Source organism: Natrinema salsiterrestre (assembly GCF_029502005.1).
Classification (GTDB): Archaea; Halobacteriota; Halobacteria; order Halobacteriales; family Natrialbaceae; genus Natrinema; species Natrinema salsiterrestre.
The window spans coordinates 47,830-74,569 of sequence record NZ_JAMQOT010000001.1 but is presented as its reverse complement, the minus strand read 5'-3'; the positions used below and the strand labels follow the sequence as shown (position 1 = coordinate 74,569).

Below are 26,740 nucleotides of genomic sequence, written 5' to 3'. Positions count from 1 at the left end.
AAGCCCCGACGCTCCTTTCGTTCTCGCCCGAATGTGGTTTGACGGGGTTGTTTTCGCTACCGAAATCGTTCACGACCGGGATGAAAACCGATCAACGTTCGAGGTCCCGTCAGGCGTCGGGCGCGACCGCTTCCATCGTCTGCCGAACCTGCTCCTCGCTGGCGCCCCGCGGGAAGCTCACCGCGATGGCGTCGAGGTCGTCGACCGCTTCGTAGCGCTCGAGTTGCTCGCGAGCCGTTTCGGCGTCGCCCACCGCGCAGAGGTCGTCGAGGATGTTCTCCTCGACCAGCTCGAGGGCGTGCTCGCGGTCGCCGTCTTGCCAGGAATCGTAGATCTCCGTGGCCTCGTCGTACCCCTGTCGCTCGAGGGCGTCGCGGTAGAACGTTCCCATGCCGCCGATGTAGAAGCCGATGTGCTGGCGGGTGAGTCGGCGGGCTTCCTCGGGATCGTCGAGGACGCAGCAGGTGACGCCGGTCGTGACCTGTATCTCGTCGGGATCGCGGTCGCCGAGTTCGGCACCGCGTTCGATGTCTTCGATGCGCTCGTCCATCCCGTCGGGCGTGAGCATGATGCCGTGCCAGCCGTCGGCGAACCGGCCCGCGAGTTCGACCGCCTTCGGGCCCATGCCGGTGACCTCGATCGGCGGCGGCGTCTCCGGCGGGTCACAGCGCAGCCGGAAGCCCGAAAGCTCGAAGTCGTCGCCGTCGTAGTCGACGGTCTCCCCCGACAGCACCTGCCGGACGATTTCGACCGTCTCCCGGGTTCGCTTGAGCGGGTTGCCGTACTCGACCCCGTGCCAGTTCTCGATCACGACCGGACCGCTCGGGCCGAGTCCGAGCCGGAACCGGCCGTCGGAGAGCTCCTGCAGCGTCGCCGCCGTCTGTCCCAGCACGGCCGGCGTCCGCGAGTAGGTGTTGAGAATGCTCGAGCCGACGTCGATCGTCTCCGTTCGTTCGGCCATCGCGGCCAGAACGGTGACGCCGTCCCGACCCCAGGTTTCGGGGAGCCAGGCGCAGTCGTAGCCGCCGTCCTCGGCGGTCTGTGCGTAGTCGACGATCGAGTCGATCGTCGGCTGTGCGGCGACGGGAAGGTGGACATCTCTGTCAGTCATCGTCAGACACAGACGAAGCGGGGCCTTTTGGGTGTATGGGAACCGGTGGCGTGAGGTAGACCGTTTATGCTCGACACCGAGTACGGACGAATTCCCGCCGTCGAAGAGTCACTGCCCGTCGAACCTTCACGCTCGGTATCGGAGACGACGGTAAATATCCGTACCGTGGTATCAGATCCCAGTGTGATAGGTTCATTTATGCCTGCGGCGTGAGAGACTGTGGGTTTCCCGTCGGTCTCTCGGCAGTCGCGACTGGGCCGAACACCGAACGGGGGATCCACAGGGGGATCAAGATGGTATCGACTGAAACGAAAGCGGAGATGGAGGAGTATCTCGGACGAGTTCCGAGCTGGATCGACGGGCTTCCGGAGCCGGCCGCGGACCACAGCTGGCGGATCGTCCGCGATTTCGAGTTAGGGGAGACCGAACTCGAGCAGCGAGAGAAGGCGCTCATCGGCCTCGGAGCGGCGGCGGCGCTCCAGTGTCCGTACTGCGTCCGCTTCCACAAAGCGGAAGCGAAGCTTGAGGAGGCGACGGACGAGCAGGTGTCGGAGGCGGTCGGCATCGCGAGCGGCGTGCGATACTTCTCGACGGTGCTCCACGGCGCCGAAATCGGTCACGAGGAGTTCGCCGCCGAGACCGAAGAGATGATCGACCACGTCAGGAATCAGCAAGCGGCGCCGTCGGACGACGACTGAATGACTGGGGACTCGGTCGCGGTATTTTTTCGGAGACACGGTCGAGCGGCGGAATTAGGGCTCGTCAGTTCACGGATGAACGGCCCACTGGCAGGCCGGCCGGAGCTTCGGAAAATCGACGACGGACCATCAAGTGTATTCCAGAAACGGGACGGACGGGTGACGGAGCCCTTACGCTCCAAACGGCGCACTCGGGATGATCGACGATGCGATAATCGTGTCGGCGATACGGAGGACGAACGCGAATCCGCCGTCGAATTCGTGCTCTTCTGTTGTGATCGATGCGTAGACGTACGCAGCCAGGGCCAGGACCAGATTATTGTGGTATTCTTTCGAGAAATAAATACGTCGATGGGCGCAGGTGTGTAATAGGACTTCGAGTGTCCATCGGCGGCCACCGGTTCCCGAGAAAGGCGGGTTAGAACCCGTCGACGACCGGGACCGCTCGAGAGCGTTGTACGACGGAGTCGGTCGACCGGTTACGGTCGATCAGACCTCGTGCTCTTCGTCGATCTGCGGGACGCCCTGCGCCGTGATGGTCTCACCGACCAGGTACGAGGAGGCGGGACTGGCGAGGAACTGCGTCACGTCGGCGATCTCCTCGACGGTGCCGATCCGGCGAGCGACGTCGTCGCGGTCGATGTTCTCGGCCGACACGCCCATCTGGCTCTCGACGCCCGGCGTCGCGACGAAGCCCGGCGCGATGCAGTTGACGCGGACGTCGTCGTGAGCCCACTCGTAGGAGAGCGTCGTCGTCAGGTTGATCACCGCCGCCTTGGCCGCGCCGTAGGGGCTCATCAGCGGCGACCCGCGCTGGCCCGCGACGCTGGCGAGGTTGATCACCGAGCCGCCGCCGTCTTTCAGGTACTCCGCGGCGGCGTGGGTGCAGTGATAGGTGCCGTTGATGTTGATGTCGATGATGGTCTTCCAGCCGTTCGGCGAGATGTCGTCGAAGTCGGCCATGAAGGACGCGCCGGCGTTGTTGACCAGCACGTCGAGCCCGCCGAACTCCTCGACAGTGGCCTCGACGAGCGCGTCGACGGCATCGCGGTCGGTGACGTCACACTCGACCGCCAGCGCTCGTCCGGGACTGTCGCTGTCGTTGATCGCCTCGGCTACCGGGTCGACGTTATCCTGCTCGCGCGAGCAGACGACGACGTCGACGCCGTCCTCGGCGAAGCGCTCCGCGATCGATTTCCCGATTCCGCTCGAGGAGCCCGTAATAATGGCCGTCTCACCGTCGACGCTGAACCGGTCGGTACTCATGCGTGATCACTCACGACCGCAGCTCGGCTGTGTTCTGTTACCATTGTTAGATCCACTCGATCATTTGAAGCAACTGTTAATAAATATGGGGATGAATACCGTACCGTTAAGTGAGTGGCAATCCCTGTCACAGATATCCACGCGACGGCGACGGACTCGCCGTCACCGACACACCACTCATGACACCGGACACCCCCGACTACGGACCGGATCGACAGGCCGAGGTCTATCTCAGCGGCATGCTCGAGGACGAACCCCCCGAGTTTCCCGTCTCCTACGAGGACCTCGAGGAACGCGCCCGCGAGGAACTGAGCGACGAGGCGTTCGCCTACGTTGCGGGCGGCGCGGGCTCGGAGTCGACGGTCGAAGCGAACGACCGCGCGTTCGAGAAGTGGCAGATCGTCCCCCGAATCATGCGGGACGTCTCCGACCGCGATCTCTCGGTCGAACTCTTCGGCCGGGAGTACCCGTCCCCCGTCCTGCTCGCGCCCGTCGGCGTCCAGTCGATCCTCCACGAGGAAGCCGAACTGGCCGTCGCCCGCGCGGCGCGCGAGCTCGACGTCCCCATGATCTGTAGCTCCGTCTCCTCGTATTCCTTCGAGGAAGTCAGCGACGAACTCGGCGAGAGCCCGGGCTGGTTCCAGCTCTACTGGAGTTCCGATCGATCGGTCGCGGCCAGCTTCCTCGAGCGCGCCGAGGAAGCCGGCTACGAGGCCGTCGTCGTCACGCTCGACACGCCCAAGATGGGGTGGCGAGAGCGGGACATCGAACTCGGCTACCTGCCCTTCCTCGAGGCACAAGGTCTGAAGAACTACTTCGAAGACCCGGCCTTCCGCGAGCGGCTCGACGGGGCCGATCCGTGGGAGAACCAGGAGGACGCGATCGCGTCCTGGCAGGCGTGTTTCGGCGACGCCTCGCTGACCTGGGACGACCTCGAGTGGCTCGAGGACCAGACCGACCTCCCGATCGTCATCAAAGGCGTACTCCACCCCGACGACGCGCGCGAGGCGATCGAGCGCGGCGTCGACGGCATGGTCGTCTCGAATCACGGCGGCAGACAGGTCGACGGCGCGATTCCGGCGCTGGACGCGCTCCCCGAGGTCGTCGACGCGGTCGACGACGCGACCGATGCCGACCGCGACGTTCCCGTCCTCTTCGACAGCGGCATCCGGCGGGGGAGCGACGTCGTCCGGGCGGTCGCACTGGGTGCTGATGCGGTCCTGCTGGGACGGCCCTACGCGTACGGGCTCGGTATCGGTGGCGAAGACGGCGTCAGCGCCGTCCTCGAGAACCTGCTCGCCGATCTCGACCTGACGGTCGGGCTCTCGGGGTGTGCGAGCATCGACGACGTCGACCGATCGACGATCCGGAGGGCCGACCGATGAGCGGCGACGAGGAAGCTCCCGACAGTCCCGACGAGTGGGAGGCCGTCTTCTGGGACATCGGCGGCGTCATCCTCGCGCTCGATTCCGTGCAGGAGGCCCACACCGAGTTCGTCGCGGATCTCTGCGAGCGCGACGGCGTCGACGCGACGGTCGAGGAGGCCATCGACACGTGGCGGACGACCGTCGGGGACTACTTCCGCGAGCGAGACGGCACGGCGTTCCGGTCCGCGCGCGACGGCTATCACCTGGGCGTCGAAGCCATCGTCGGCGAAGAGATTCCGCGGGACGAGTGGGAACCCCACTTCGACGGCGTCGTCCAGGACTCCATCGAGCCGATTGCGGGCGCTCCCGAGACGATCGAACGCCTCGCCGGCAGGGACATCCACGTCGGCGTCATCAGCGACGTCGACGACGCGGAGGGCCGGGCGATGCTCGAGCGGTTCGGCGTCCGCGAGCACTTCGACTCGATCACCACGTCCGAGGAAGTCGGGCGCACCAAGCCCGATCCGGCGATGTTCGAAACGGCGCTCGAGAAGGCCGGCGTCGCGCCCGAGCGGTCCCTGATGATCGGCGATCGCTACGATCACGACGTCAGGGGGGCCGCCGACATGGGGATGCACGGCGTCGCGTTCGGTGCCGACGACGGCCCCGCAGTGGCCTATCGGATCGAATCGCCCGCGGAGGTTCTCGAGATCGTCGACGGGACGCGAGACGAGTAAGGACGTCGGACCGAGACGGGAACTCGACCGCTCGAGTATCAGGAGGTCTCGGGACGTGTTCGGGCCGTTCGATAGCTTGCAGCGCCCAAACATTGTAAAAGAGAGTTTACGGCGTAACTATTTTCGTTAAGGGGGAGAGATAGTAGCACACGACAATGCCCACCGAGAACCGAACTGCAAGCGACGACACCGTACCGACCCGCGACGCCGGAACTACCGATTCCCACCTCCCATGAGCGAGAACTACTACGAGCGCCTCGTCGACGAGGACGCACTGGTCGCGTATCTGGAAGACCACCTCGGTTCGGTCGACGACTACGAGATCGAACGCCACCAGGAGGGCCACTCGAACGAGACGCTGTTCGTCTCCTGGGGCGACCGCGAACTCGTCATTCGGCGGCCGCCGCCGGGCGAAACGGCCGACACGGCACACGACGTCCTCCGCGAGTACCGCGTGACGAACGCGGTCGCCGACACCGACGTCCCGGTGGCGAAACCGATCCTCGCCTGCGAGGACCACGACGTCATCGGCAGCGACTTCTACGTGATGGACCAGCTCGAGGGCGACGTCCTGCGAGAGGGCGAACCCGAGCGGTTCGCAGACCCCGACCACCGCCGTCGGATCGGCGAGGAACTCGTGGACAACCTGGCGAAGATCCACGATCTCGACTACGAGGCGATCGGGCTCGGCGAGTTCGGCCGCCCCGCGGGCTACACGCAGCGGCAGGTCGATCGCTGGGGGAAACAGCTCTCGTGGGCGTTCGAGGTCACCGAGGACGAGCGGGAAATTCCGGACCTCCACGAGGTCGGCGACTGGCTCCGGGACAACGTTCCCGAGGAGCACCCCCACACCCTCGTCCACGGGGACTACAAGCTCGACAACGTCATGTTCGGTCCCGGGACGCCGCCGGAACTCGTCGGCGTCTTCGACTGGGAGATGGCCACCCTCGGCGACCCGCGTGCCGATCTGGGCTGGATGCTCTCCTACTGGCGCGATTCCAAGGATCCCGACCCGGAGATCCCGGAACTGGTCACCCGCTTCATGGAACAGGAGGGGTATCCGACCCGCCGCGAACTGGTCGACCGCTGGGAGGACCGAACCGGCTACGAGTTCGAACACGAGCGCTTCTACCGCGCGCTGGCCGTCTACAAACTCGCCGGCCTCGGCGAGATGTTCTTCCGTCGCTACCTCGAGGGCAACAGCGACGACCCGATGTACCCGAAGATGGAAGACCGCGTCCCGGCACTGGCCGCGCGAGCGAAGCGCATCATCGAGGGCGACGAGCCGCTGTAGCGGGGCTCGAGTCGCGGTTTCGTTTTCGTGCCGGACACCCGTCTAGCGGCTGGACTGGACACTGCCGGCGCGCTGAACCGCGACGGAGTCGCGGTTCGATCGCCGCGAGGGATGAGTGAGCGAACGGAGTGAGCGAGCGAATCGGCTGGGGAGGGCGTGGCGATTCAGTGCCGCCGGCATGTCGGGCTTTCTCGACAGGCATCGCGCGACAACGTAGCGGATCTCTCCGTGGGGCGTCCGGGCGACTGTGGACCGTCCGAATGGCTGCCCGAGCAGCGGTCTCTCGAGACCGGACCCCGACCGCGATCACGTCCCGTCGAAATCGACCCGTCGTCGCCTCGGCGGCTGCCATCGACCGACCGGCGTGTCACGAAATCGAGTCACTATTACCGCCGTTCATTCCACGCCCGAATCGGTGTACGTGCTGAACAACGGCAGACAACCGGCTTAACATTGCTAATCTGGTTCGGTGGTATTAAGATGTCCCCGATAGACAACACGACCATGTCACTCGAAACCATTGACCGCGTTGCGGTTCTCGGCGCGGGGAACATGGGGCACGGTATCACCGAAGTAACGGCCATGGCCGGCTACGACGTCACGATGCGGGACATCAAAGACGAGTTCGTCGACGACGGCTACGAGTCGATCGAATGGAGTCTGCGGAAACTCGAGGAGAAGGAGATGATCGACGAATCGGCCGACGAGATTCTCTCCCGGATCGACACGACGACGGATCTCGAGGAGGCCGTCGCCGACGCCGACCTCGTCATCGAGGCCGCACCCGAGGACCTCGACCTGAAACACGAGATCTTCACCGACCTCGAGGAGTACACCAGCGGCGACACGCTGCTGGCGACGAACACCTCGAGCCTGCCGATCTCGGACATCGCGGAGGCCGTCGACACGCCCGAGCGCGTGCTCGGCCTGCACTTCTTCAACCCGCCGGTGAAGATGGACCTCGTCGAGGTCATCTACGGCGAGGACACGAGCGACGAGGCCGCCGAGGCCGGCTACGAGTGGGTCGAGTCGATCGGCAAGACGCCGATCTACGTCCGCAAGGACGTCCGCGGCTTCGTCGTCAACACCATCGTCGGACCCTTCGGCGGCGAACCCGCCTTCATGGTCTCGAACGGCGAGGCGACGATCCGCGAGGCCGACGCGACGATGGCCCACGAGCGGGGCTACCCGATGGGGCCGTTCGAACTCGGCGACCTCACCGGCATCGACGTCGGCTACCACGTCCGCAAGGAGGGCGGCAGCCCGATCCCGCCGATCACGGAAGAGAAGGTCGAGGCCGGCGACCTCGGCCAGAAGACCGGCAAAGGGTTCTACGACTACGAGGACGGCGACGGCGCCGACTACGAGCCCGAGGACGCGGGCGACTTCGACTGGCTCCGCGTCGAGGCCCGCATGATAAATCGCGCGGCCTTCCTCGTCGGCGAGGACGTCGCGACCCCCGAGGAAGTCGACACGGGCGTCCAGCTCGGGCTGGGCTTCCCCGAGGGCATCTGCCGACGCGGCGACAAGATCGGTCTCGACAAGGTCCTCGAGAAGCTCGAGACGCTCTACGAGGAGACCGGCGAGGATCGGTTCGAGCCACATCCCTACCTCGAGCAACTCGTCGCGGAGGGCAAGACCGGCGAGGCGGCCGGTGCCGGCTTCTACGACTACGGTGACGACGAGCTCGGCCCCTACCACGACCTGAACTACGAGCTCGAGGACGGCGTTCTCGCGGTCGAGCTCGATCGGCCGTCCCGGATGAACGCGCTCTCGGAGGACCTGCTCGGGGAGATCGACGACCTGTTCTCCTCGGTCGACACCGACGACGTTCGGGTCGCGACGATCGAGGGATCGGGCGACCGCGCGTTCAGCGCCGGTGCGGACATCTCCGGCTTCGCCGACACGGCCCCGACCGATATGATGGACGTCACGCCCGGGTTCGAGACGGTCAACGACTTCCCGCGGCCCGTCGTCGCGAAGATCGACGGCTTCTGTCTCGGCGGCGGCCTCGAACTCGCGCTGGCCGCCGACCTGCGGATCGCGACCGAGCGCTCGTCCTTCGGCGCGCCCGAAATCGGTCTCGGCCTGATTCCCGGCGGCGGCGGCACCCAGCGACTCACCCGCATCCTCGGGGAGACCCGCGCGAAGGAACTGGTCTTCCGCGGCAACCACATCGACGCCGACCGCGCCGAGGACTGGGGCCTGATCAATCGCTCCGTCGAGCGGGATGACTTCGACGACACCGTCGAGGAGTTCCTCGACGATCTCCGCAACGGCCCGCCGATCGGTCTCAAGGTCGCCAAGAAGGTCATGAACCAGGGGCAGGACGCCAGCCTCGACGCCGCACTCGCCATGGAGAGCCAGGGCTTCGGCCTCCTCTCGAGCACGGACGACGTGCTGGAGGGCACCGCCGCGTTCGCGGAGGACCGCGAGCCCGAGTTCGAGGGCGAGTGAGATGAGCGACGGACCGGTCGATGCGTCGGGTTGGCCGGAATGGGAGTCGTTCGTCCAGCGCCACGGCTACCTCTCGTGGCTCGACGTCGAGGTCGACCACCTCGAGGACGGACGCGCGGTCCTGGTGATCGAGCGGAACGAGGACTTCGAGAACCCGGTCGGCAACGACGGCCACGATCCGGTCCACGGCGGCATCGTCGCGACGCTGATCGACACCTCGAGCGCGTTCGCCCTGCGGACGACGTTCGAAAAGCCCAGCGAGGCCTTCCTGACGACGACCGATCTCAACGTCTCGTATCTGCGGCCGGCGACCGGCGACCTGCGAGCCGAAGCCGAGGTGCTCAGGGCGGGCGGCTCGACCGGCGTCACCGAGGTGTCCGTCACGGGTGCCGACGGTGAAGCCGCCGTCGGCCGTACCACGTATCGATTGTTCCGCGACGGCATGGGGGGCGAGTGACCGTGTCGCTCCGATTCGCGGACCTCGAGGTCGGTCACGAAGTGATCACCCACTCCCGGACGATCACCGAGGCGGACGTGCGCAACTTCGCGGGCGTCAGCGGCGACTTCAACCCGTTACACCTGAGCGAGGAACACACCGCGGACACCGATTTCGGCGAGCCGATCGCCCACGGAGCCCTGCTGTTCGCGGTCACCTCCGGGTTGCTCTGGCAGTACCGCCACGAGCGCCCCGACGTGGTCGCGTTCTACGGCGTCGACTCGCTCCGGTTTACCAGCCCCGTCACGATGGGGACCTCGGTCCACGCGGAGTCGACCCTGGTCGAGAAGACGCCGAAGGATCATCCGGTCGGGAACGGCGTCGTCCGTTACGAAACGCAGCTCCTGACGGACGACGGCGAGGTCGCGCTCTCGTGTGAGATGCTGACCTTAGTCGAGTGAACGGGCTCCCGGCGGGCGGTCACCGCTCGTTGCGTTCGTCGGCGAGTTCCTCGAAGATCCGCGGATCCGTCTGGAACTTGAGGACGTTGTGGACCGCCGAGTTCCGAATGTTCGCGATGACTTCCCCGTAGTCCCGATAGCAGTCGTGGATCCACTGCGAGATCTCCTGTCGGTCGCGGAACATCATCACCGTTTTCCACTGATACTCCCCGTCCGAGAGGAAGAAGAACAGGGTGTGTTTGTCGGCCTTGATGTACTCCATCGCCTCGCGCCAGTGGTCCGCGAAGTGTTCGGGATTGAATTTGAACTCGAACAGCGCGAAGATGTAGTACTCCTCGTTCGGAATGATCGCCTCGCGGAAGACCCCCTCGTCGCGCATCCGCCGGATCGACTCGCTGACGGTGACGTGCGAGACGTCGATGCCGTAGTCGCGTTCGAGCACCTGCGTCAGCTCACGGGAAGACAGCTGCGGATCGTTCGAGAGTTCGCTGAGGATCGCGATATCGCGATCCTTGAACTCCCAGTTCGGTGGTTCGTCACTCATGGTATCACGGCAGTCGTGACTGTCATACTGTTACGCCTGTGCCTCGCCGAGGAACTCGCGGAGGCGGTCGGCGTACGCGTCCGATCGGTCCTCGGGAACCCAGTGGTAGGCGTCAGACAGCGGCGCGAGTTCGGCGTCCGCGATGTCTCCGGCCAGTCGCTCGGCGTAGCCGTACGGCTGCATAACGTCGTCTTCGCCCCACAGCAGGAGCGTCTCCGCGGTGATCGCGCCGTAATCGATTTCCGTCGTGTGGTTCGTGTTCGTCGAGACGGCGTTGCGAACGAGCGACAGGTGACCCTCGTCGGTCAGCCACGGGGCTTTCATTCCGTCGACGAACTCGGGATCGGCCTCGCCGTAGGCCCCCTCGACGAACGCCGCGTCGAGGCGACCCTCGAGTTCCTCCCGCTCGAGATCGGCGGTCGACGGGAGGCCCAGGTTCGAGACGAACTCGACCGGCCAGGAGTCGTAACAGACGGCGTTCGAGAGGACGAGCTGGTCGACCATCTCGGGATTGTGCGCCGCGAATCGCAACGCGACGCCGCCGCCGATGTCGTGGGCGACCAGTGCGATCTCCTCGACGTCGAGATCGTCGAGCAGCGCCGCGAGCATCTCCTCCTGAGCGCGGATCGACCGGTCGAACCCGTCGCGCATCGCGGAGTTGCCGTAGCCGACCATGTCGGGGGCGATGGTGCGTCGGTCCTCGGCGACCGCGGGAACGATGTCCCGCCAGAGGAACGACCACGTGGGAATGCCGTGGACGAAGACGACCGGCGGCTCGTCGCTCTGGGCCGGGCCATCGTTGTGATAGGCGACCTCGAGGTCGTGTCCGTCGACCGAGACCGTCGTCGACGCCTGCTCCTCGCTCCAGGTTTCGTGATCGACCATTCAGTTCCCCCCGTCTACCGACGCCGCTGTTGAGACCCGGTTCGTGTCGTCGATTCGTCGAGACTGGCTCGCACGGCCGGACGATGTGAATTGCTCTCGCACCATAATTGGTGACACACCGCCAATTCAGTTTCCAACATAAAGTCAGTTTGGGAGAGGACTACCGCTGTTAACCGATCCGGTGTTCCGAAACCGGGACGACGAGTGACTGATGCGGGCCGCAGTGGCCGAACGCTCGTCGGAACGACACCCGGCGGTTGCTACTCGGGGTCCGAACTCGTCGACAGCCCGTCGAGTGACTCCCCGCCGATCTCCGCGAGGACGTCCTCGTGGAACGACTGGAGCGCGGCGCTCTCGTCCTCGGCGAGGACCACGTCGCTGGCCGACAGCGTCGCGAGGCCGAACGCCCGCGGCGTCGGCGAATCGAGGAGTTGCCGTGACACGTCGAGCCCGCCCGAATCGATCGCATCGACGATGGCCTCGATCTCGGCCACGTTCAGTTTGTCCTCGAGGATCTCGCGGTAGGTCTCCTCGATTACGGCGAAGTTCTCGAGGTCCTCGGCGAAGCCCAGCAGCATCTCGCTGGAGACCTGCTGTTCGCTCGCGGACTTCTCGTAGCCCTTGTAGCGCTTGAGGATCATCAGCGAGCGGGTCGCGTTGATCCGGAAGTACCGCTGGAGCAGGTCGGTGCCCGAGAGCGATGCGCGGAGATCGTCGCGGACCTGCTCGGCCTCGAGGTCCGCGACGATCCCGTCGATGTCGACTTTCCGGTTCAGCGGCATGGAGAGGACGAACCCGTTGTCCGCGACGGCCACGCGGACGTTCGCCGTCGCCTCCTGGGCACAGCGGTAGGCGAGCAGTCGCGAGAGTCCGTCGTTGACCTTGCGGCCGTACGTCGAGTGGACGTAGTAGTGGCGTTCGTACTCGTCGCGATCGCGGACGACTTCGATCGCCAGCCGATCGGTCGTACTCACGCTCTCCGTCCCGGCGTACTGGATCTGGTGGTCGAACAGCCGGGCGATCGCCCGCACGCTGTCGTCGTCGAGCGGGAACTCCCGGAGCCAGGCGCGGACCCGCGGCGGGCCGCCGGCCACGTAGCGCTCGAGGAGGTCGCCCTGAAACGCGAGGATCTCGCGGCCGAGGTCGTACGACAGCGGGAGCCGTTCGGAGTACCACGACGGAACGGTGGGACGGGCGCTCGTGCGGTCGACGTAGACCTTCGAGCCGCGCCGATAGCGGTACTCGAAGCTGTCACCGCCGAGAACGAAGACGTCGCCCTTCTCGAGGGTGTCGAGGTACTCCTCGTCTAACTGGCCGACCCACTCGTCGCTCGCGCGCGTGTTGACGTCGCACGTGAAGGAGTCCGGGATCGTCCCGATGTTGGTCATGTAGATCACCCGCGCGAGCCGACCGCGCTTGCCGATCAGCGGCTCGCCGACCGGGAACGCCTCGTGGTGGTGTTGCCCGTCGGGCGGGTCGTTCTCGTCGCGCCAGACCTTGGCGTAGACGTTCTTCTCCTCGAGCCCGGCGTACTCTGCGGTGAGGTACCGCATGAGCGACTCGTACTCGTCGTCGGTGTAGTTGCGGTAGGGATAGGCCCGGCGGAGCGTCGCCTTCAGGTCGGCCTCGGGCCGAATTTCTGCGATCGCCATGCCGTAGACGTGCTGGGCCGCCACGTCCTGAGCGTTCTCGGGGATCGACACCGAGTCGACGAACCCCTCGGTGGCCTTCTTCAGCATCACCGCACACTCGAGCAGTTCGTCCCGGTCGAGCGCGATCACTCGCCCCGTGACGGTCTGGCCGACGCGGTGGCCCGCGCGCCCGATCCGCTGGAGCAGGGCCGCCACCGACTTGGGCGAGCCGACCTGCACGACGAGGTCGACGTGGGGCATGTCGATCCCCAGCTCGAGGCTGGTCGAGGTGGTGACCACGTCGAGATCGCCCTCTTTCAGTCGGCCCTCGATGTCCTGTCTGACCTCCTTCGAGAGGCTCCCGTGGTGACAGCCCGAGTTGTCCTCGTCGTAGGCGTCGAAGCGCTCCCGAAGGTTGTGGAGGACCCGTTCTGCGCCCGAGCGCGTGTTCGTGAATACCAGCGTGTTCGTGTGCTCTTGGATGTGATCGTGAAGCATCCGGTAGAACCGGTCCTGGACGACCTCGCGGGGCGTGTGGATCAGGTCGTCCGTCGGACACTCGAGTCGCATATCGAACTCGCGGGCGAAGCGCGCGTCGACGATCTCGTAGTCGCGGGGAGCACCATCGGGTTTCTCGCAATCTCGCGGGTCGCTCTGCTCCCCGTCTGCTCGCGGATCTTCGATCCGCTCGCATGGTTCGAGGGACGCGTCTCGTCCCTCGCTACTCGATTCTTCCGAGACGCGTGGCGTCTCGCACCCGACGAGGAACTCCGCCACGCGGGACAGCGGCTCGATCGTCGCGGAACAGCCGATCCGCGTGATGTCGCCCTCGGCCATGGCCTCGAGCCGTTCGAGGCTGACCGAGAGGTGCGTGCCGCGCTTTCCCGCCGCCAGCGAGTGAATCTCGTCGACGATGACGTACTCGACGGTGCGGAGCTTCTCGCGGAACTTGGGCGAGTTGAGCAGGATCGCGAGGGTCTCGGGCGTGGTGTTGAGAATGTGGGGCGTCTCCTCGAGCATCTTCTGGCGGTCGCTCGAGGAGGTGTCGCCGTGGCGGATCGCGTGGCGGATCTCTCCCATCGACTCCTCGCCGTCGCGCTCGGCGACGATCTCCTCGATCCCCTCGAGGGGTACCTCGAGATTGCGGTGAATGTCGTTCGCGAGGGATTTCAGCGGCGAGACGTAGAGGCAGTAGACGGAGTTCTCGAGGCCGTCCTCGGCGCCGCGATCCCGTCGATAGAGGTCGTTGATGATCGAGGTAAAGGACGCAAGCGTATTGTGAAGGTACAGTCCGCCGCGACCACCGACGAAGTTGTGCGTATCCGGAACACTGAGATCGACGATTCGACCGCTATAGCGAGACGTCTCGTTCGATTCGACGGTTACCCAGGCGACGTTCCGACGGCGTATCTCGTCGATTTGCGCCGCAAGTTCACGAGTCGTCTCGTCAGATGGGAGCGACTGGAGTTTCGTAGACAGTTTTCTCAGCGCCCGTTCCGTGAGGTATCCGCTGCGTCTGGCGACTTCGTAAATGTTCCCGAGCTCGGCATTGAACGCTCGGTCGTTCTCGAAGTACTTCGACAGCGTTCGAACGTCTCGATAGTCGAAGGTGTGTCGCCCGATGTGATTACCGTTGCTCTGCCCGGCGGCGTGTGCTTCCAGTTCGTCGATTTTCGGATGGACGATCGAACACTCCGACAGGAGCGTCGACAGATTCTCGGTCCCTCTGACGACGAGAGAGTGATACTCCCGTCTCGTCCGTTCGTCCGTATTCGTCGCGTACTTCACCCGTCGGCCGCGAGCGGGGAGGATCCCGAACGAGAGCAAGAGGTACGACAACTGCTCTATCTTCAACTCGTTGGCCTGTATGAGGCGGACTTCGTTGGATCGCACCTCGCTCTCCAGCGATAGAAACGTCGAGAGGAACGACCGTTTAATCCGTTTCGACGCGTTCAGCACCCAGTTCGGGAGCGGCACGTCGCGGCTCGGTCCCGGTTCGAGATCCAGTAATTCCGAAAAGAACACGGAAAACGCTGCGTCGGAAACGACGTAGTCGATCTCCGACTTTCGATCGAATTCGATACCGAACCGATCCCACATCGTCTCCTTCGCACGTTCGAGAAGTTCGGTCCGGTTCTTCTGGGTTACCTGGACGAAACGGGTCCGATCGTACGCGCCGATCAGGCCCTCCGCGAGGACGAACGCGGCCAGTTCTGCGAGTTCGGAATCGAGCGTCGTCGGATACCGAAAGCGGGACAGACGACCGTTGTCGGTTTTCACGAGTACCTCTCCAGGCTCGAGCGGCGTACACCTCGCTCGAAGCAACGAGAGGAACTCCTCAGCACAGTACTCGGTTTCACCGGTCACTAGTTTCCAGACGGACGAAACGCCGATCGACAGCCGATCCGCTACGTCGGACATCGAGAGCCCAGCGAGCGCAAGTGCGAACCTCCGCTCGGACTCGTCGAACGCCGAAATCGGTGCCTCGTCTTCGAGACGAGCGACGACGCGATCCGATTCCGCCTCGGTCGCGACGAGCGGGAATTCGGATCGAAGTCGATCCAGCGCAGCGCGAACGTCGAGGTCGATGTCCCGCTCGGGGAGTTCGATACGAGTCGGAACGCCGATCCGATCGCCTTCCTCGATCTCTGCCGCCGAGCGCCACTCGGGTCCGGACGGCGTCTCGACGAGGAGCGGATGATCCGGTGTGACGTCGACTTCTCTCCCGTACGACGTTCGGATGCGATGAATGGTCCCGTCGTAGCTCTCCGAGTATACCATCGACCGACGGAGCGTGAGGTCTTCTTCGTCGAGTGAGTACGCGTCGACCGAACTCGTGTACAGTTCTCCGTCCGCATCGACGTCCGCGACCTTTCGGTTCCGCCGTTCGAGAAGCTCCTCCGCTCGAAGGACTGCTGCTTCACCCTCGTCTCGAACGATCATCGGTGTGTCCGGTTTGACGCACTTCCCGCTCCCGGTCGGCGCACAGACCAGCGTGTTCGTCCCGTCGTGTATCTTCGGGATCGCGCCCCGCTGTGGCGGCGTGAAGAACCCCTCGTTCTCGGGGACGAACTCGCCGAACTCCTCGAGCCACCACTCTTGGACCGCGGGCTCGAGCAGCTCGAAGACGTCGCCGTCCTCGATCGCTGCGGCGGCCGGATCGAAGGGGAGGGCATCGTCTGCGACCGGCAACTCGAGGCCCTCGATCCCGTGCATTATCCCCGTTTCGGGGGCCGGCGTGTAAGAGGGTTTGGACAGCGGAGCGGAAGTGAAACGGTCGGGAAGCGGGGCGGTCGCGGCCGGGAGTCCGTCGCGCGAACTCGACGGAGATCCACTGGCCGTCGGCGGGGCCACAATACAGTTATCCCCCCGTTCGAGACTCTCAGGAAATGTTACCGTCGCGGGGCACCGGTATCTTCGTTCTCGTTCTCGTCGCCGGTCTCGTTACGGGCGGGGTCGCCGGCGGCACGACCGTTCTCGATCCCGATTCCGACGGCGTCCCCCCGCTGGTCGAACTGCGCGACGGCACCGCGGTCTTCGATGCGGACACGGACGACGACGGGCTCGAGGACGGTGCAGAAAAGCGATACGGGACCGACCCGACCGCTGCCGATACCGACGACGATGGCCTCGCAGACGGGCGAGAGGTGGCCGAACACGGGACGGATCCGCTCGAGGCGGATACCGACGGGGACGGCCTCTCCGATCCCGACGAAATCGAGGAGTACGGCACCGACCCCACGAGTGCGGATACCGACGGGGACGGGCTCGCTGACGGTACGGAGCTGCTCGAGCACGGAAGCGATCCAACCGTGGCTGATACGGACGATGACGGGCTCGACGACGGCCCGGAGGTCACCGAACACGGGACCGATCCGACGGATTCCGATAGCGACGGCGACGGATTGTCCGACGGTGCCGAGGTTCACCGGCAGGATCTCTTTCCCGACGCCGATCCGCTCAGGACCGATATCTACGTCGAGATCGATACGATGGAGCGGACTCATTTCGAGGAGGGCGAACGGGAGCGGATCGTCGCCGAATTCGACGCGGCCCCGCTGGGAAACCCCGACGGGTCGACCGGTGTGACCCTCCACCTGATCGACGGTGGAACAGTGCCGTGGGAATCGTCGACTACGACCGCCGATCTGAACGGATACAGATCGCGGTACTTCGATCGGAGAGGCATGGGATATCACTATCTGGTCATCGTCGAGGACGTCGGCGGGGACACGAGACGAACGAACGTCATCGGGAGAGCCAGACCTGGAACGATGATGGTCGAATCCCTGCCGGGTCGCGACCGAACGGGATCGGTCGCGATGCACGAACTGGGCCACTCGCTCGGGCTCTCGAGCGCCGATTTCGAGGGGATCGACACCGATCGATACTCCTTCGGCAGTTACCCGAGCGTGATGAATTACAACGCACCGGGAGAGTACTACGGATTCTCCGCTGGCGACGGCAGTGACGACTTCGATGACTGGAGCGCCCTCGACGAGCAGCTGTTTACGCCGTCGACGTCGTCCGTCAGCGTCGCCGACTAGATTGCGTAGGGGAGCTCACGGAACACTCTCGTCGGCCCTGATCGTCACGAGACCGCTGGTACTCCCGACTCACTCACGGATTCGTGGTCCCGAGCTCGCGATCCGGGGGAGGGGGTTAAAATCCACAACACGTTTATAGCCGTTTGTTTAAGTAATAACAGCCTGTGATCGGCCGTGGCATCGGACGGCGGTCGCACGGCTGCAGGCTGTCAGAGGCATTCCACCCACCTGTTGGACGGCAGTTCGCCGTCAACACGGAACACCGACGGCTCGAGCGCCCCCGGGCCTCTTTGGAATCCCCACGGACGGAGCCACGGTCCGAAACGATCGGGGATCGAACTAGCGATCGTTCGCGGTATCGTACTACCCTGTTGTAAATAGCACCCGATCGGTCTGCGAATAAATGTTCTATTACTATACACAATAATCAATACACAGGACACTACCGTAGTCACTGATGCGATCACATGTCAGTCCCAGCGCGGTCATATGATTCGGTGTACAGTGTACTCCAGTAACGACTACAGTGAGTCGACGTCGGTACGAACTCGAGTGAGTTGCGTCCCGAATGAGACTGGTGTGACGGAATACCCGAACTGGGGAATCGAAAACGGTCTCGCTCCATCCGGGATCATCGCCACTCGACCCCCAGCGATACACGTGTGAACGCCGTTGTATCCGGTGGCTGCGGCCGGTACCGATCCACCATCACGGCGGAACACTCCCTTCGCGAGCGACCGAATAACCGATAGGTATTACCTAACCTGTTCCCGGATTGATGGCTGTGTTCTCCTTTTATTTACCAGACCATCGATAGCGGTCTCGATGGCTGACGAACCGGATCCCGCCACAGTGGCCGACGCGACAGCGACCTTCTGTGAGGAGTACGAAAGCGGCGAGCGCGCTCTCGAAACCGTTCTCGAGGTGGACGCCGAGCGCGACACCTGGTGCTTCGACGATCTCCCGCTCGATTCGGGAACGTTCGGCGAACTCGTTTCACGAGGGATCGTGACGGCGGTCGGCGACGAATATCGCGTCGCGAGTCGTCGCGGCGTCCGAGCGGGGCTCGACGGCGAGCCCGTGTCCGAGGACCGATCGGCGTCCGGATTCGACCTGTCGGTTCCCATCGCGTTCGATCCGCGTGCCGCCGTCGGCCTCGTCGGAGCGTTGGTACTGGTATTCGTAATGCGATCCCTGAACTATCGGTCGGTTGTTCGCGGTGATCACGTCGTATCGCCGGCCAACGATCCCTATTACTACCGGTACTGGCTGGAGGAACTGCTCGCCGAATCGAGCGATCCGACGGACTGGAGCGTCGTGACGAATCTGCCGGAGGGTGCAGCCGAACTCCGGCCGTTTACCCACGCCGCGAACTGGTTCGCCGCCGCGTTGCTCGGCGGCGATCAGTGGGCGGCGAACACGGTAGCCGTGTGGCTGCCGGTCGTCATGGCGGTCGCCCTCGGCGCCGTCGTCTACTGGCTGACGGTCGTCGTTACGGACGACGTCCGAGTCGGGATCGCAGCAGTGGTGATGCTCGCACTCACCCCGGTTCACGCCGTTTACACGGGGCTCGGATTTCTCGAACACCGCCTCTACCAGTACGTCTTCATGGGAGTGACGCTGCTCGCGCTTGCGTGGCTCGCCGTGGACTTCCAGCGGCGGTTCGATCGGGATGCGACGCCGGAAACGGCCACTCGCGCTCACCGCCGCGAACCGGCGACGTGGGTCGCCGCCGGTGCGTTGGGGATCGCACTCGCCGTCTCGGTGCACGCGTGGGGCGGGTCGATACTATTGCTCGTTCCCGTCGCGGGATACATCGGACTGAAGGTCATCGCCGACATCCGGGCCGGCCTCTCACCCCTCCTGACGAACGGTCCGCTTCTGGCCGGGATCGGACTCGGCGGCGCGCTCATCGTCGCCATGCACGTCCACTGGGGGTGGCACGAACCCCTCACGTCGGCCGTCTCCCTGCTCGTCGTAGCGGGTGCCGTAAACGTCGTCGGTCTGGGGGAGTTGTGGCGACGCCTCGAGTGGCCCGCGATAGGCCTTCTCGGATCCGAAGCGCTCGTCGCCGGCGTTGCGCTCGTCGCCTTCCGCTCCCTCCGTCCGGACACCTGGGCACGACTCGCGCAACGCGCTGGTGAACTCTTCTACAGGGAGGGGATGGCGGAGACGAAATCGATACTCGCGCTGGAAAACGGGGTCGTCTTCGGACCGCTGTCGCAGTTCGGTCTCGGGTTTTATCTCGGGATCCTGGTTCTCGGATGGGCCTGCTGGGCCGCGTACCGGCGATACGAACCCAGATGGCTGTTACTCGCCGTCTACGGCGCGTTCTGGCTCGCGCTGGCGGCGATTCAGGGTCGGTTCGCGGCGCAACTGGCGATACCGCTGTCCGTACTCGGCGGGCTCGGGTTCGTGTGGCTCCTCGCGTGGGCCGACCTCGTCAGGGAACCGGCGCTCTTTCGGGACGGCGACGAGAGCGGGCTCGAGAACCGTGGGGAAGGACGTGGAACCGCCGCAGACGGTGGTGAACGGTCCGTTCCGAGTATCGTCGTCCCGACCGACACCCGGACGCTCGTCGCGTTGCTCTGGATCGGACTGTTAGTCTGTGGCCTGAACCTCTTTTTCGTGCCGTCGATGCTCGCCCAGACGACCCACAGCGACGCGCAGTTCGATGCCGCGATGGCCATCGACGACCACGCGGAAGACGTCGGCCGCGAGAGCCCGGAGACGTACGTCCTGAGTCACTGGGGCGACAACCGCATGTACAACTATTTCGTCAACGGTGGGGCGGAGCGGTACTCGTACGCCCGGCAGAACTTCGGCGAGTTCCGAGCGGGCGACGATCCGGACGGCTGGTACCACCAGTTCAACAACACCGACGTCGGCTACGTCGTCGTAACCGACTCGAACGAGTACGACGCGACGAGCACGTACGCACGGCTTCACGACGAGCTCGGTGCCGGCGGCGAGGACGGACCCCCACTCGAGCACTATCGGGCGGTGTTCGTCGACGACGAGGTGACGGCGTTTGCGGTCGTTCCGGGTGCGACGATTATCGAGAACCAGCCCGACGTGACGGACCCGAACGAGACGGTCGCGATCGAAACCGAGGTCGTCGTCTCGGGTGAGGCGATTCCGTACGAGCGAACCGTCACGCCGGATTCGGACGGTCGAGTAGTCGCGACGGTCCCGTACCCGGGTGAATACACGGTAGGCGAAACCGAGGTCGATGTTTCGAGGGCGGCCGTCGAAAACGGCGATGTCATCCGTCCGGACTGATATCGATGGAAATCGGTATCCGTTCGGACACCCGGTGGTGACGGTATTCCAACCGCCGTTGATAAGTTATCTGTACGATAGAAATAATATTTGGACTCGCTCCCTGACTAGGCGGCCATGAGGGAATCAGTGCGGAAGCTACTACGCGGGATCCGGAGCCCCTCGCTCGTCGCGAGAAAGCTGAATCAACTCTATTATTCGCGCGCGTGGTCCCGACCACACTGCCCCGACGGAATCGACGTCATCGAGGCAGATTGGGATCATCTCCTCATACTGGACGCCTGTCGCTACGATATGTTTCGAGAGGTCGTCGGACCCGACGCCCGCATCGAAAGGCGAACGTCTCGAGGATCCGCCACGTCCGAGTGGCTGAAAGCGAATTTCGACGGGCGAGAGCTCTACGACGTGGTGTACCTCGCTGGAAACCCGCAGTTCGTCAATCACTTCGACGATCTCGACGTCGAATTTCACGCGACGTACGACGTGTGGCGAACCCACTGGGACGACGACCTGGATACGGTGCCGCCCGAGGCGATGGCGTCCGTGACACGGACCGCAGCAGCGGAGTACCCCAACAAGCGAATCCTCGCCCACTTTCTGCAACCCCATCTTCCGTTTCTCGGTCCGAGCGCTCGCGAGCTCCCGGAACCACAGCAAGCGCTGTGGTATCACGTGATGCGGGGGACCGAACGGGTCGACGACGAGCTGCTCTGGCGGTGTTTCATCGAAAACCTCGAGCTCGTCCTGGACGAGGCGATACCGCTCGCCGACGAACTCGACGGGAAGGCGGTCATTTCGTCCGACCACGGCAATATGGCGGGCGAGCGCGTCTTTCCGGCCGCCGTGAAACATTACGGCCATCCGACGCGCGTCTACCATCCGAAACTGGTCGACGTTCCGTGGATGGTCTGTGAGAGCGAGCCGCGGCGGACGATCGTCTCGGAACCGCCGGAACGGACCGACGACGATTACGACTCGGTCGCCGTCGAGACGCGTCTGGAACAGTTAGGATACATGTGACGCCGCGTTCGTTCCGGCATCGACAGGTTGAGTCAGGAAAGACGGTGGTTACTCGGGTCCTCGACGACTCGTCCGGACATTTCTCGAGGACGGGGATGTCGTCCGGACGAGTTACGGGTGGCCTTCACGTCTCTCCCGTGCAACCGTGTGGAAAAGGTAAGTACTCGGCTGTGATGTGGATGGTTATGGCTACCGCCAACGCGATCGATACCATCCGCCGAGACGGAGTGACGGAAGCGCTTTCGAAGGGAGGGGTGCGGTTTCCGACCTCGGTGGCGATCCCGTACGAGATGGTCCTTCACCGACTGAGTCCCGCTCACGATTTCGTTCGTATCACGCCCGCGGGGGAGACGTGGGTGGCGGCGAACGGTTCGACCGGCGACGTGTACCACTTTCCGCGCTGTCCACACGCCGGCCAGTATCGGCAGGTGAGTCAGGGGTACGCGGACAACATGATTTCGAAGTACACGCTCGAGGGGGTCGTCGAAATCGAACCCGACGATACGGTGGTCGACGCGGGGGCGTTCGTCGGCGCGTTCACGCGGGGAGCGGCGAGCACGGCCGCGAGGGTCCTCGCTATCGAACCCAGTCCCGCGACGCTTCACGCGCTGAAGCTCAACACGAGCCGCCTCTCCAACGTCACTGCGATACACGGGGCGCTCTGGAGCGAGTCGAAACCCCTCCAGTTACGCCTCGGAGCCGACGCGAGCGATCACTCGCTGATCGACGTCGACGACGAGGCGACGGGCCGCCGCGTGCCGGTCCCCGCGGATCGTCTCGACGCCCTCGCGTCCGAACGTGGTCTCGACGAGATCGACTTCCTGAAGCTCGATGCCGAGGGCGCGGAACCGGAAGTGTTGGCGGGGACAAGCGGGATCGGGATCCGGAAGCTCGCCGTCGACAGTCGCCCCGAGCGACGCGGGACGTCGACCGTCGAGGACGTCAGAACGATCCTGGAGGATCGCGGATACGCGACCGCCACCGACGACGGTATCGTTTTCGCACGACAGCGGTCGTGAAGCGCGCCGGTCCGACCACAGACCGCTGCCAGGGCTGTACGCCCGTTCAGAGGTCCCTATCGATTGACTCGATCGTCACGTCACGCCCGTGAGGCTCACTCGTCGAAGACGTCAGTCCATGTATCCGAGCTTTTTGAGATGGTCTTCGACGGCCTCGCGTTCGTCGATACTCGCGGTGGACGCTTCCTCGAATCCCGGACAGTGGTCCCGGAGACGGGACTCGACGGCAGCGTCGGAAATCCGATCCCCGTCTCGTTCGAAGTCCGGACCGCCGTCGTACGCGTACAGCGCCGTCTCACCGTCGTCGGCAACGGTGAGCTTGTGCTCCGACGTGAGGACGGCCTGTAAGCGACGATCGTAGTCGCTTCCGGCGAAGTCGAACGCGTCGTCCTGTGCCTCCGGCGTGTACGTCGTCGACAGATATTCCGCGACGACGGGATCGTCGGACGGAATCCTCGTCGGATCCGCCGGCCCCGTCGGGACGGTCACCAGCCAGCGGTGGAGATCGGTGAAATCGACCAGCTCCTCGACGCGCTCCCCGCGTCCGTCGTCCGGGTGTCGAACGACGAGCGGGACGTGCAACAGCGTATCGTGGACGGAAAACCGGTGTGCCATGAGCCCGTGATCGCCGACGTTCTCCCCGTGATCGCCGACAACCACGACGATCGACTCCGACAACAACCCTCGAGCACGCAACGTTTCGAATAGCTGTCCGAGGCGCCGGTCGAGGTACGCGAGTTCGCCGTCGTACAGCGATTCGATGCGCTCGAACGCCGAATCCGAAATCTCCGTTCGCCCGGTGTGGTAGTCGAGGCTGTTCCCGCTGAGGGCGGTGTATCGCGAGGCGTCCTCGAGGTCGTTCGGGAGGAACCGCTCCGAACAGTCGTGCTCGACGAACGGCGCGTGCCCCTCCATGTAATTGACGAACAGGAAGAACGGCTCGGTGCGGTCCTCGAGCAACCTTGCGACGTGGTTCGTCGTCCGTGCCCCGCCGAAGTCGGTGCGCCGATACAGGTACTTTCCGTACAGCCCGTTGAGAACGTTGACGAGCGGGTTTCCTCGAGCGAGCGTTTCGAGTACGTCTCGCTTCGAGGTGTCCGCTCCCTTCAGCGTGTGTCCGATCTCCCGAGACTGTCTGAACAGCTGCCACTCCTTGTAGAACTCGTCGAATCCGGTATCGAACCGGAAGTGATCGCTGATCCAGACGTTGTTGCTGAGCCCGTACGTCCGATACCCGCGTTCCGAGAAGGTCTCCGCGAGCGCCTCGTGGTCGGTGGTGAATCCGAGCGACCCGCCGTGACAGCCGTGTTCCGACGGAATCTTCCCGGTGAACAGCGACGCGTGAGCCGGCATCGTCCACGGGGCGTTCGTGTAGGCCCGGTCGAATACCGTCGCGTCGTCACCGAACCGGGAGAGGGTCGGCATCGGATCGCGCTCGCGGCCGTACAGTCCGAGCTGGCACGCCCGAACCGTGTCCAGAACGACGAGGATCACGTTGTAGCCGTCGCTCGTGGTGCTCATGAGAGATACCCCAAGTCCTCGAGGTGAGTGCGCTGGTCCTCGGAGAGCTCGATCTGACGCCCGCTCGATTCTCCGCGACGCGTCTCCGCGACGAGCGTTCGGGCATCGTCGGCGTCTATCGACGGCCTACCGTAGGTTCGGTGGCCGGCAGCGTACGCGCCGATCGCCTTCGAGAGGTTCGCGCGCAGATAGGACCGCTTCGGGCTCTTCGAGAGCGTCCCCAGCACTGCCGCGAGCCGTTCGTGCGTCGGCGTGCGAGCGAAAACGTGGCCGCCGTCGAGTTCCCACACGCCGTCGTAGGCGAGCGCTCCGCTAAATCCCGCGATCGGTCCGGTCGGCAGTGACGAGCGATAAAAAGAGAGCCCGCGATCGCGTGCCGGTCCGGACGCGATACTCGTGCCGTCCGTCGGACCGCCGCTCTCGTCGAGGCAGTCGAGCACCGTCGGAAGCAGATCGACGTGCCTGACCACGCCGTTGGTCAGCCGACCTGTCGAGAGGTCCGGATGGACGAACACCGCGGGAACCTCGACGAGGGCCGGATGCATCGGGCCGTTGTGGCCGAGCAGCCCGAGTTCGCCGAGCAGCTCGCCGTGGTCGGCGGTGTAGACGACGAGCGTGTCCTCCCGGAGGCCGCGATCGGCCAGGTCCTCGAGGCGCTCGGCGAACAGGGCGGCGTCGCGGTCGACGGACCGGGCGTACTCCTCGCGATACGCACTGGCGGGCTGGGCACCGCGTCGTTCGAAGTAGTCCCAGGCGCTGCCGTCGAAGTCGCCGTAGGGCGCGTGCCCACCAGGGCCGCGTTCCATGAGTACGAACGGTTCCTCGATGTCCCGAAACGGCTCGTCGACGGCCGGCGGCCGGACGTCGAGAACCGAGAAGATCGGATCGGTGTCGGTCCCCGCCGGCGTGTCTCGGACGGAGTTGACGAATCGGGTCTCGTATCCCGGTACGTCGAACAGGCGGTAGGTCTCGTCGGCCAGCCGGTTCGTGAAGTCGTCGACGCCGTGTCGGGGCGGATGGAGACCGGTGACGAGCGACGCGAACGACGTCGGGCTGTGCGTCGACGCGGCGATCGATTTCGACGAGAGTCCGCGATCCAGTACCGATCGAGGAGTGTGATCCCAGCGGACTGCATCGCCGACGTAGACGAAGACGTTGGACACGTCCAGCGATGATAGTGGCTCTCCCATGGTTTCGCTATGGAACTGTCGTCCACGACCCCGCTGTTATACTTTTTTGTGGTTTGAAAATATCATATCCAAAACCGTACTGTTTTACGAGCCGATACGTTCGGTTACTGCCAATGGCTACCGTCCTGTACTACGGCACCTCCACGCAGATCCACAGCGGTGCGGCCCAGTGGATGTACCGGCTGGCCGACCGGATGCGCGAGTACGGTCACGACACTATCGCCGTGGTTCCGGGAACGGACGGGATCGCGGCGTGGTACGCGGAGGCGGGGATTCCGACGTACGTTCTCGAGGGCGACCCGATCAGCCGTCGTCCGGCTATCGATCAGTTACAGTATCCGTTTCGCGTCCTCGAGAACGTCCGTCGGTTGCGCCGACTGATTCGGACCGAGAGCGTCGATCTCGTCCACGTGAACGAGCTCAGGTATCCGTCCGCGTTGCTCGCCGGCACGACGAGCCAGAGCCGAACGATCGGCCACGTTCGGATGTGTTTGAATCCCTATCACTTGCGAAAAGCGTTCGGTGCGATGGGAGCCCATTTGAGCGATCGGGTCGTCTGCGTCTCACATCGAACGGCGGACGTGATGTTTCGAACCGTCGGCTACGAATCGAATATCGAGGTTCTCCACGACGGGCTGCCGTCACCGGACCGGTTCAGTGACCTCCCGGCTGGTACCGCGTTCAGATCCGAGTTCGGTATCGACGAGGACGCGCCCCTCGCGGTATGCGTCTCGAAGCTCATCCGCGACAAGGGGCAGGATCGGCTGCTGGACGCGGCAAGGAGGCTGCGCGATGAGGACCTCGAGTTCGCGGTGGTCGGCGGAACCGTGGAGGGACACGAGGCGTACGCGCGGGCGCTCGAGCGGCGGGTCCGAGAGCTGGAAAACGTGACCCTGACGGGGTTTTACGAGGACCTCCCCGAGGTACTCGGTGCCGCGGACGTGCTGGTTCACCTCCCGAGGCACGAGGACCCGTTCCCGGGCGTCGTACTGGAAGGGATGGCGGCCGGGTTGCCGGTGATCGGCTCGCAAAGCGGCGGAATTCCGGAACAGATCGACGACGGCGAGACCGGCTATCTCGTCGCGAAGACGGGCGATATCGGGACGGTCGTCGAACGACTCCGCGATCTCGCGGGCGATTCAACGCTCCGGGACCGACTCGGGCGCGAGGCGCGACGGCGCTCGGCTGCACGGTTCGATCCGGAGGCCTATTTCGACGAGATCGACGGGTTGTATACCGAACTCGCAGGGGGATGACTGGCTCTTGTCTGCGAA

At 64.5% G+C, this 26,740-nt stretch carries 18 protein-coding genes and 2 pseudogenes; 12 read left to right on the top strand and 8 right to left on the bottom strand.

Going from position 1 to position 26,740, the window contains the following annotated elements; translation table 11 throughout:
• Window positions 1-109: 109 nt before the first annotated feature.
• Window positions 110-1,111, bottom strand: coding sequence for a TIGR04024 family LLM class F420-dependent oxidoreductase (locus NDI89_RS00285; protein WP_277519460.1), 1,002 nt, complete (start codon window positions 1,109-1,111; stop codon window positions 110-112).
• 293 nt (window positions 1,112-1,404) lie between these two features.
• Between NDI89_RS00285 and NDI89_RS00280 the strand changes: the two genes are divergently transcribed.
• Window positions 1,405-1,809 (top strand): carboxymuconolactone decarboxylase family protein, encoded by a 405-nt coding sequence (locus NDI89_RS00280; RefSeq protein ID WP_277519458.1) that lies wholly within the window; start codon window positions 1,405-1,407, stop codon window positions 1,807-1,809.
• A 489-nt stretch (window positions 1,810-2,298) separates the two neighbouring features.
• Here the strand turns inward: NDI89_RS00280 and NDI89_RS00275 are convergent, their stop codons facing one another.
• Window positions 2,299-3,075, bottom strand: coding sequence for an SDR family NAD(P)-dependent oxidoreductase (locus NDI89_RS00275; protein ID WP_277519457.1), 777 nt, complete (start codon window positions 3,073-3,075; stop codon window positions 2,299-2,301).
• Between the two features lie 179 nt (window positions 3,076-3,254).
• Between NDI89_RS00275 and NDI89_RS00270 the strand changes: the two genes are divergently transcribed.
• The 6 genes from NDI89_RS00270 to NDI89_RS00245 all read left to right on the top strand — a co-directional run bounded on the left by NDI89_RS00270 (window position 3,255) and on the right by NDI89_RS00245 (window position 9,827).
• Window positions 3,255-4,460 (top strand): alpha-hydroxy-acid oxidizing protein, encoded by a 1,206-nt coding sequence (locus tag NDI89_RS00270; RefSeq protein WP_277519456.1) that lies wholly within the window; start codon window positions 3,255-3,257, stop codon window positions 4,458-4,460.
• Entirely contained in the window at window positions 4,457-5,179 is a 723-nt protein-coding gene (locus NDI89_RS00265) for an HAD family hydrolase (RefSeq protein ID WP_277519455.1), read from the top strand. Before NDI89_RS00270 ends, NDI89_RS00265 begins: the two co-directional genes overlap by 4 nt.
• A gap of 232 nt (window positions 5,180-5,411) precedes the next feature.
• A complete protein-coding gene (locus tag NDI89_RS00260; protein ID WP_277519454.1) occupies window positions 5,412-6,473 on the top strand; it encodes a phosphotransferase family protein in 1,062 nt (353 codons plus the stop codon).
• A gap of 504 nt (window positions 6,474-6,977) precedes the next feature.
• Window positions 6,978-8,930: a 3-hydroxyacyl-CoA dehydrogenase/enoyl-CoA hydratase family protein gene (locus NDI89_RS00255; RefSeq protein ID WP_277519453.1), complete on the top strand. Its 1,953-nt coding sequence runs from the start codon at window positions 6,978-6,980 to the stop codon at window positions 8,928-8,930.
• A gap of 1 nt (window position 8,931) precedes the next feature.
• On the top strand, window positions 8,932-9,387 hold the full coding sequence (locus NDI89_RS00250) for a PaaI family thioesterase (RefSeq protein WP_226007514.1): 456 nt from the start codon (window positions 8,932-8,934) through the stop codon (window positions 9,385-9,387).
• Window positions 9,384-9,827: a MaoC/PaaZ C-terminal domain-containing protein gene (locus NDI89_RS00245; protein WP_425607739.1), complete on the top strand. Its 444-nt coding sequence runs from the start codon at window positions 9,384-9,386 to the stop codon at window positions 9,825-9,827. Before NDI89_RS00250 ends, NDI89_RS00245 begins: the two co-directional genes overlap by 4 nt.
• Window positions 9,828-9,846: 19 nt before the next feature.
• On the opposite strand, the gene NDI89_RS00240 is transcribed toward NDI89_RS00245, so the two are convergent.
• The 4 genes and pseudogenes from NDI89_RS00240 to NDI89_RS24025 form a co-directional block, all read right to left on the bottom strand.
• The gene (locus NDI89_RS00240; RefSeq protein WP_277519450.1) at window positions 9,847-10,371 is read right to left on the bottom strand and encodes an Lrp/AsnC family transcriptional regulator; all 525 of its coding nucleotides are present in this window, start codon (window positions 10,369-10,371) and stop codon (window positions 9,847-9,849) included.
• A gap of 30 nt (window positions 10,372-10,401) precedes the next feature.
• Window positions 10,402-11,256 (bottom strand): alpha/beta fold hydrolase, encoded by an 855-nt coding sequence (locus tag NDI89_RS00235; protein ID WP_277519449.1) that lies wholly within the window; start codon window positions 11,254-11,256, stop codon window positions 10,402-10,404.
• Window positions 11,257-11,516: 260 nt separating this feature from the next.
• Window positions 11,517-14,162: pseudogene (locus tag NDI89_RS24030) on the bottom strand (ATP-dependent helicase); the annotation flags it as partial.
• 12 nt (window positions 14,163-14,174) lie between these two features.
• Window positions 14,175-16,103: pseudogene (locus NDI89_RS24025) on the bottom strand (ATP-dependent helicase); the annotation flags it as partial.
• A gap of 173 nt (window positions 16,104-16,276) precedes the next feature.
• Between NDI89_RS24025 and NDI89_RS00225 the strand changes: the two are divergent.
• From NDI89_RS00225 to NDI89_RS00210, 4 genes are all read left to right on the top strand, one after another.
• Window positions 16,277-17,434, top strand: coding sequence for a zinc metalloprotease (locus NDI89_RS00225; protein WP_277519447.1), 1,158 nt, complete (start codon window positions 16,277-16,279; stop codon window positions 17,432-17,434).
• 825 nt (window positions 17,435-18,259) lie between these two features.
• Window positions 18,260-20,716: an MFS transporter gene (locus NDI89_RS00220; protein WP_277519446.1), complete on the top strand. Its 2,457-nt coding sequence runs from the start codon at window positions 18,260-18,262 to the stop codon at window positions 20,714-20,716.
• A gap of 117 nt (window positions 20,717-20,833) precedes the next feature.
• Complete coding sequence (locus NDI89_RS00215; RefSeq protein ID WP_277519445.1) at window positions 20,834-21,736, top strand: hypothetical protein; 903 nt, start codon at window positions 20,834-20,836, stop codon at window positions 21,734-21,736.
• A gap of 185 nt (window positions 21,737-21,921) precedes the next feature.
• A complete protein-coding gene (locus NDI89_RS00210; protein ID WP_277519444.1) occupies window positions 21,922-22,755 on the top strand; it encodes an FkbM family methyltransferase in 834 nt (277 codons plus the stop codon).
• 111 nt (window positions 22,756-22,866) lie between these two features.
• Here NDI89_RS00210 and NDI89_RS00205 read toward each other — a convergent pair whose 3' ends face one another.
• Both NDI89_RS00205 and NDI89_RS00200 read right to left on the bottom strand, forming a co-directional pair.
• A complete protein-coding gene (locus NDI89_RS00205) occupies window positions 22,867-24,276 on the bottom strand; it encodes a sulfatase (protein WP_277519442.1) in 1,410 nt (469 codons plus the stop codon).
• Window positions 24,273-25,466 (bottom strand): sulfatase-like hydrolase/transferase, encoded by a 1,194-nt coding sequence (locus NDI89_RS00200; RefSeq protein ID WP_277519441.1) that lies wholly within the window; start codon window positions 25,464-25,466, stop codon window positions 24,273-24,275. Before NDI89_RS00200 ends, NDI89_RS00205 begins: the two co-directional genes overlap by 4 nt.
• Before the next feature lie 113 nt (window positions 25,467-25,579).
• Between NDI89_RS00200 and NDI89_RS00195 the strand changes: the two genes are divergently transcribed.
• Window positions 25,580-26,722: a glycosyltransferase family 4 protein gene (locus NDI89_RS00195; RefSeq protein ID WP_277519440.1), complete on the top strand. Its 1,143-nt coding sequence runs from the start codon at window positions 25,580-25,582 to the stop codon at window positions 26,720-26,722.
• The last annotated feature ends 18 nt before the right edge of the window (window positions 26,723-26,740 follow it).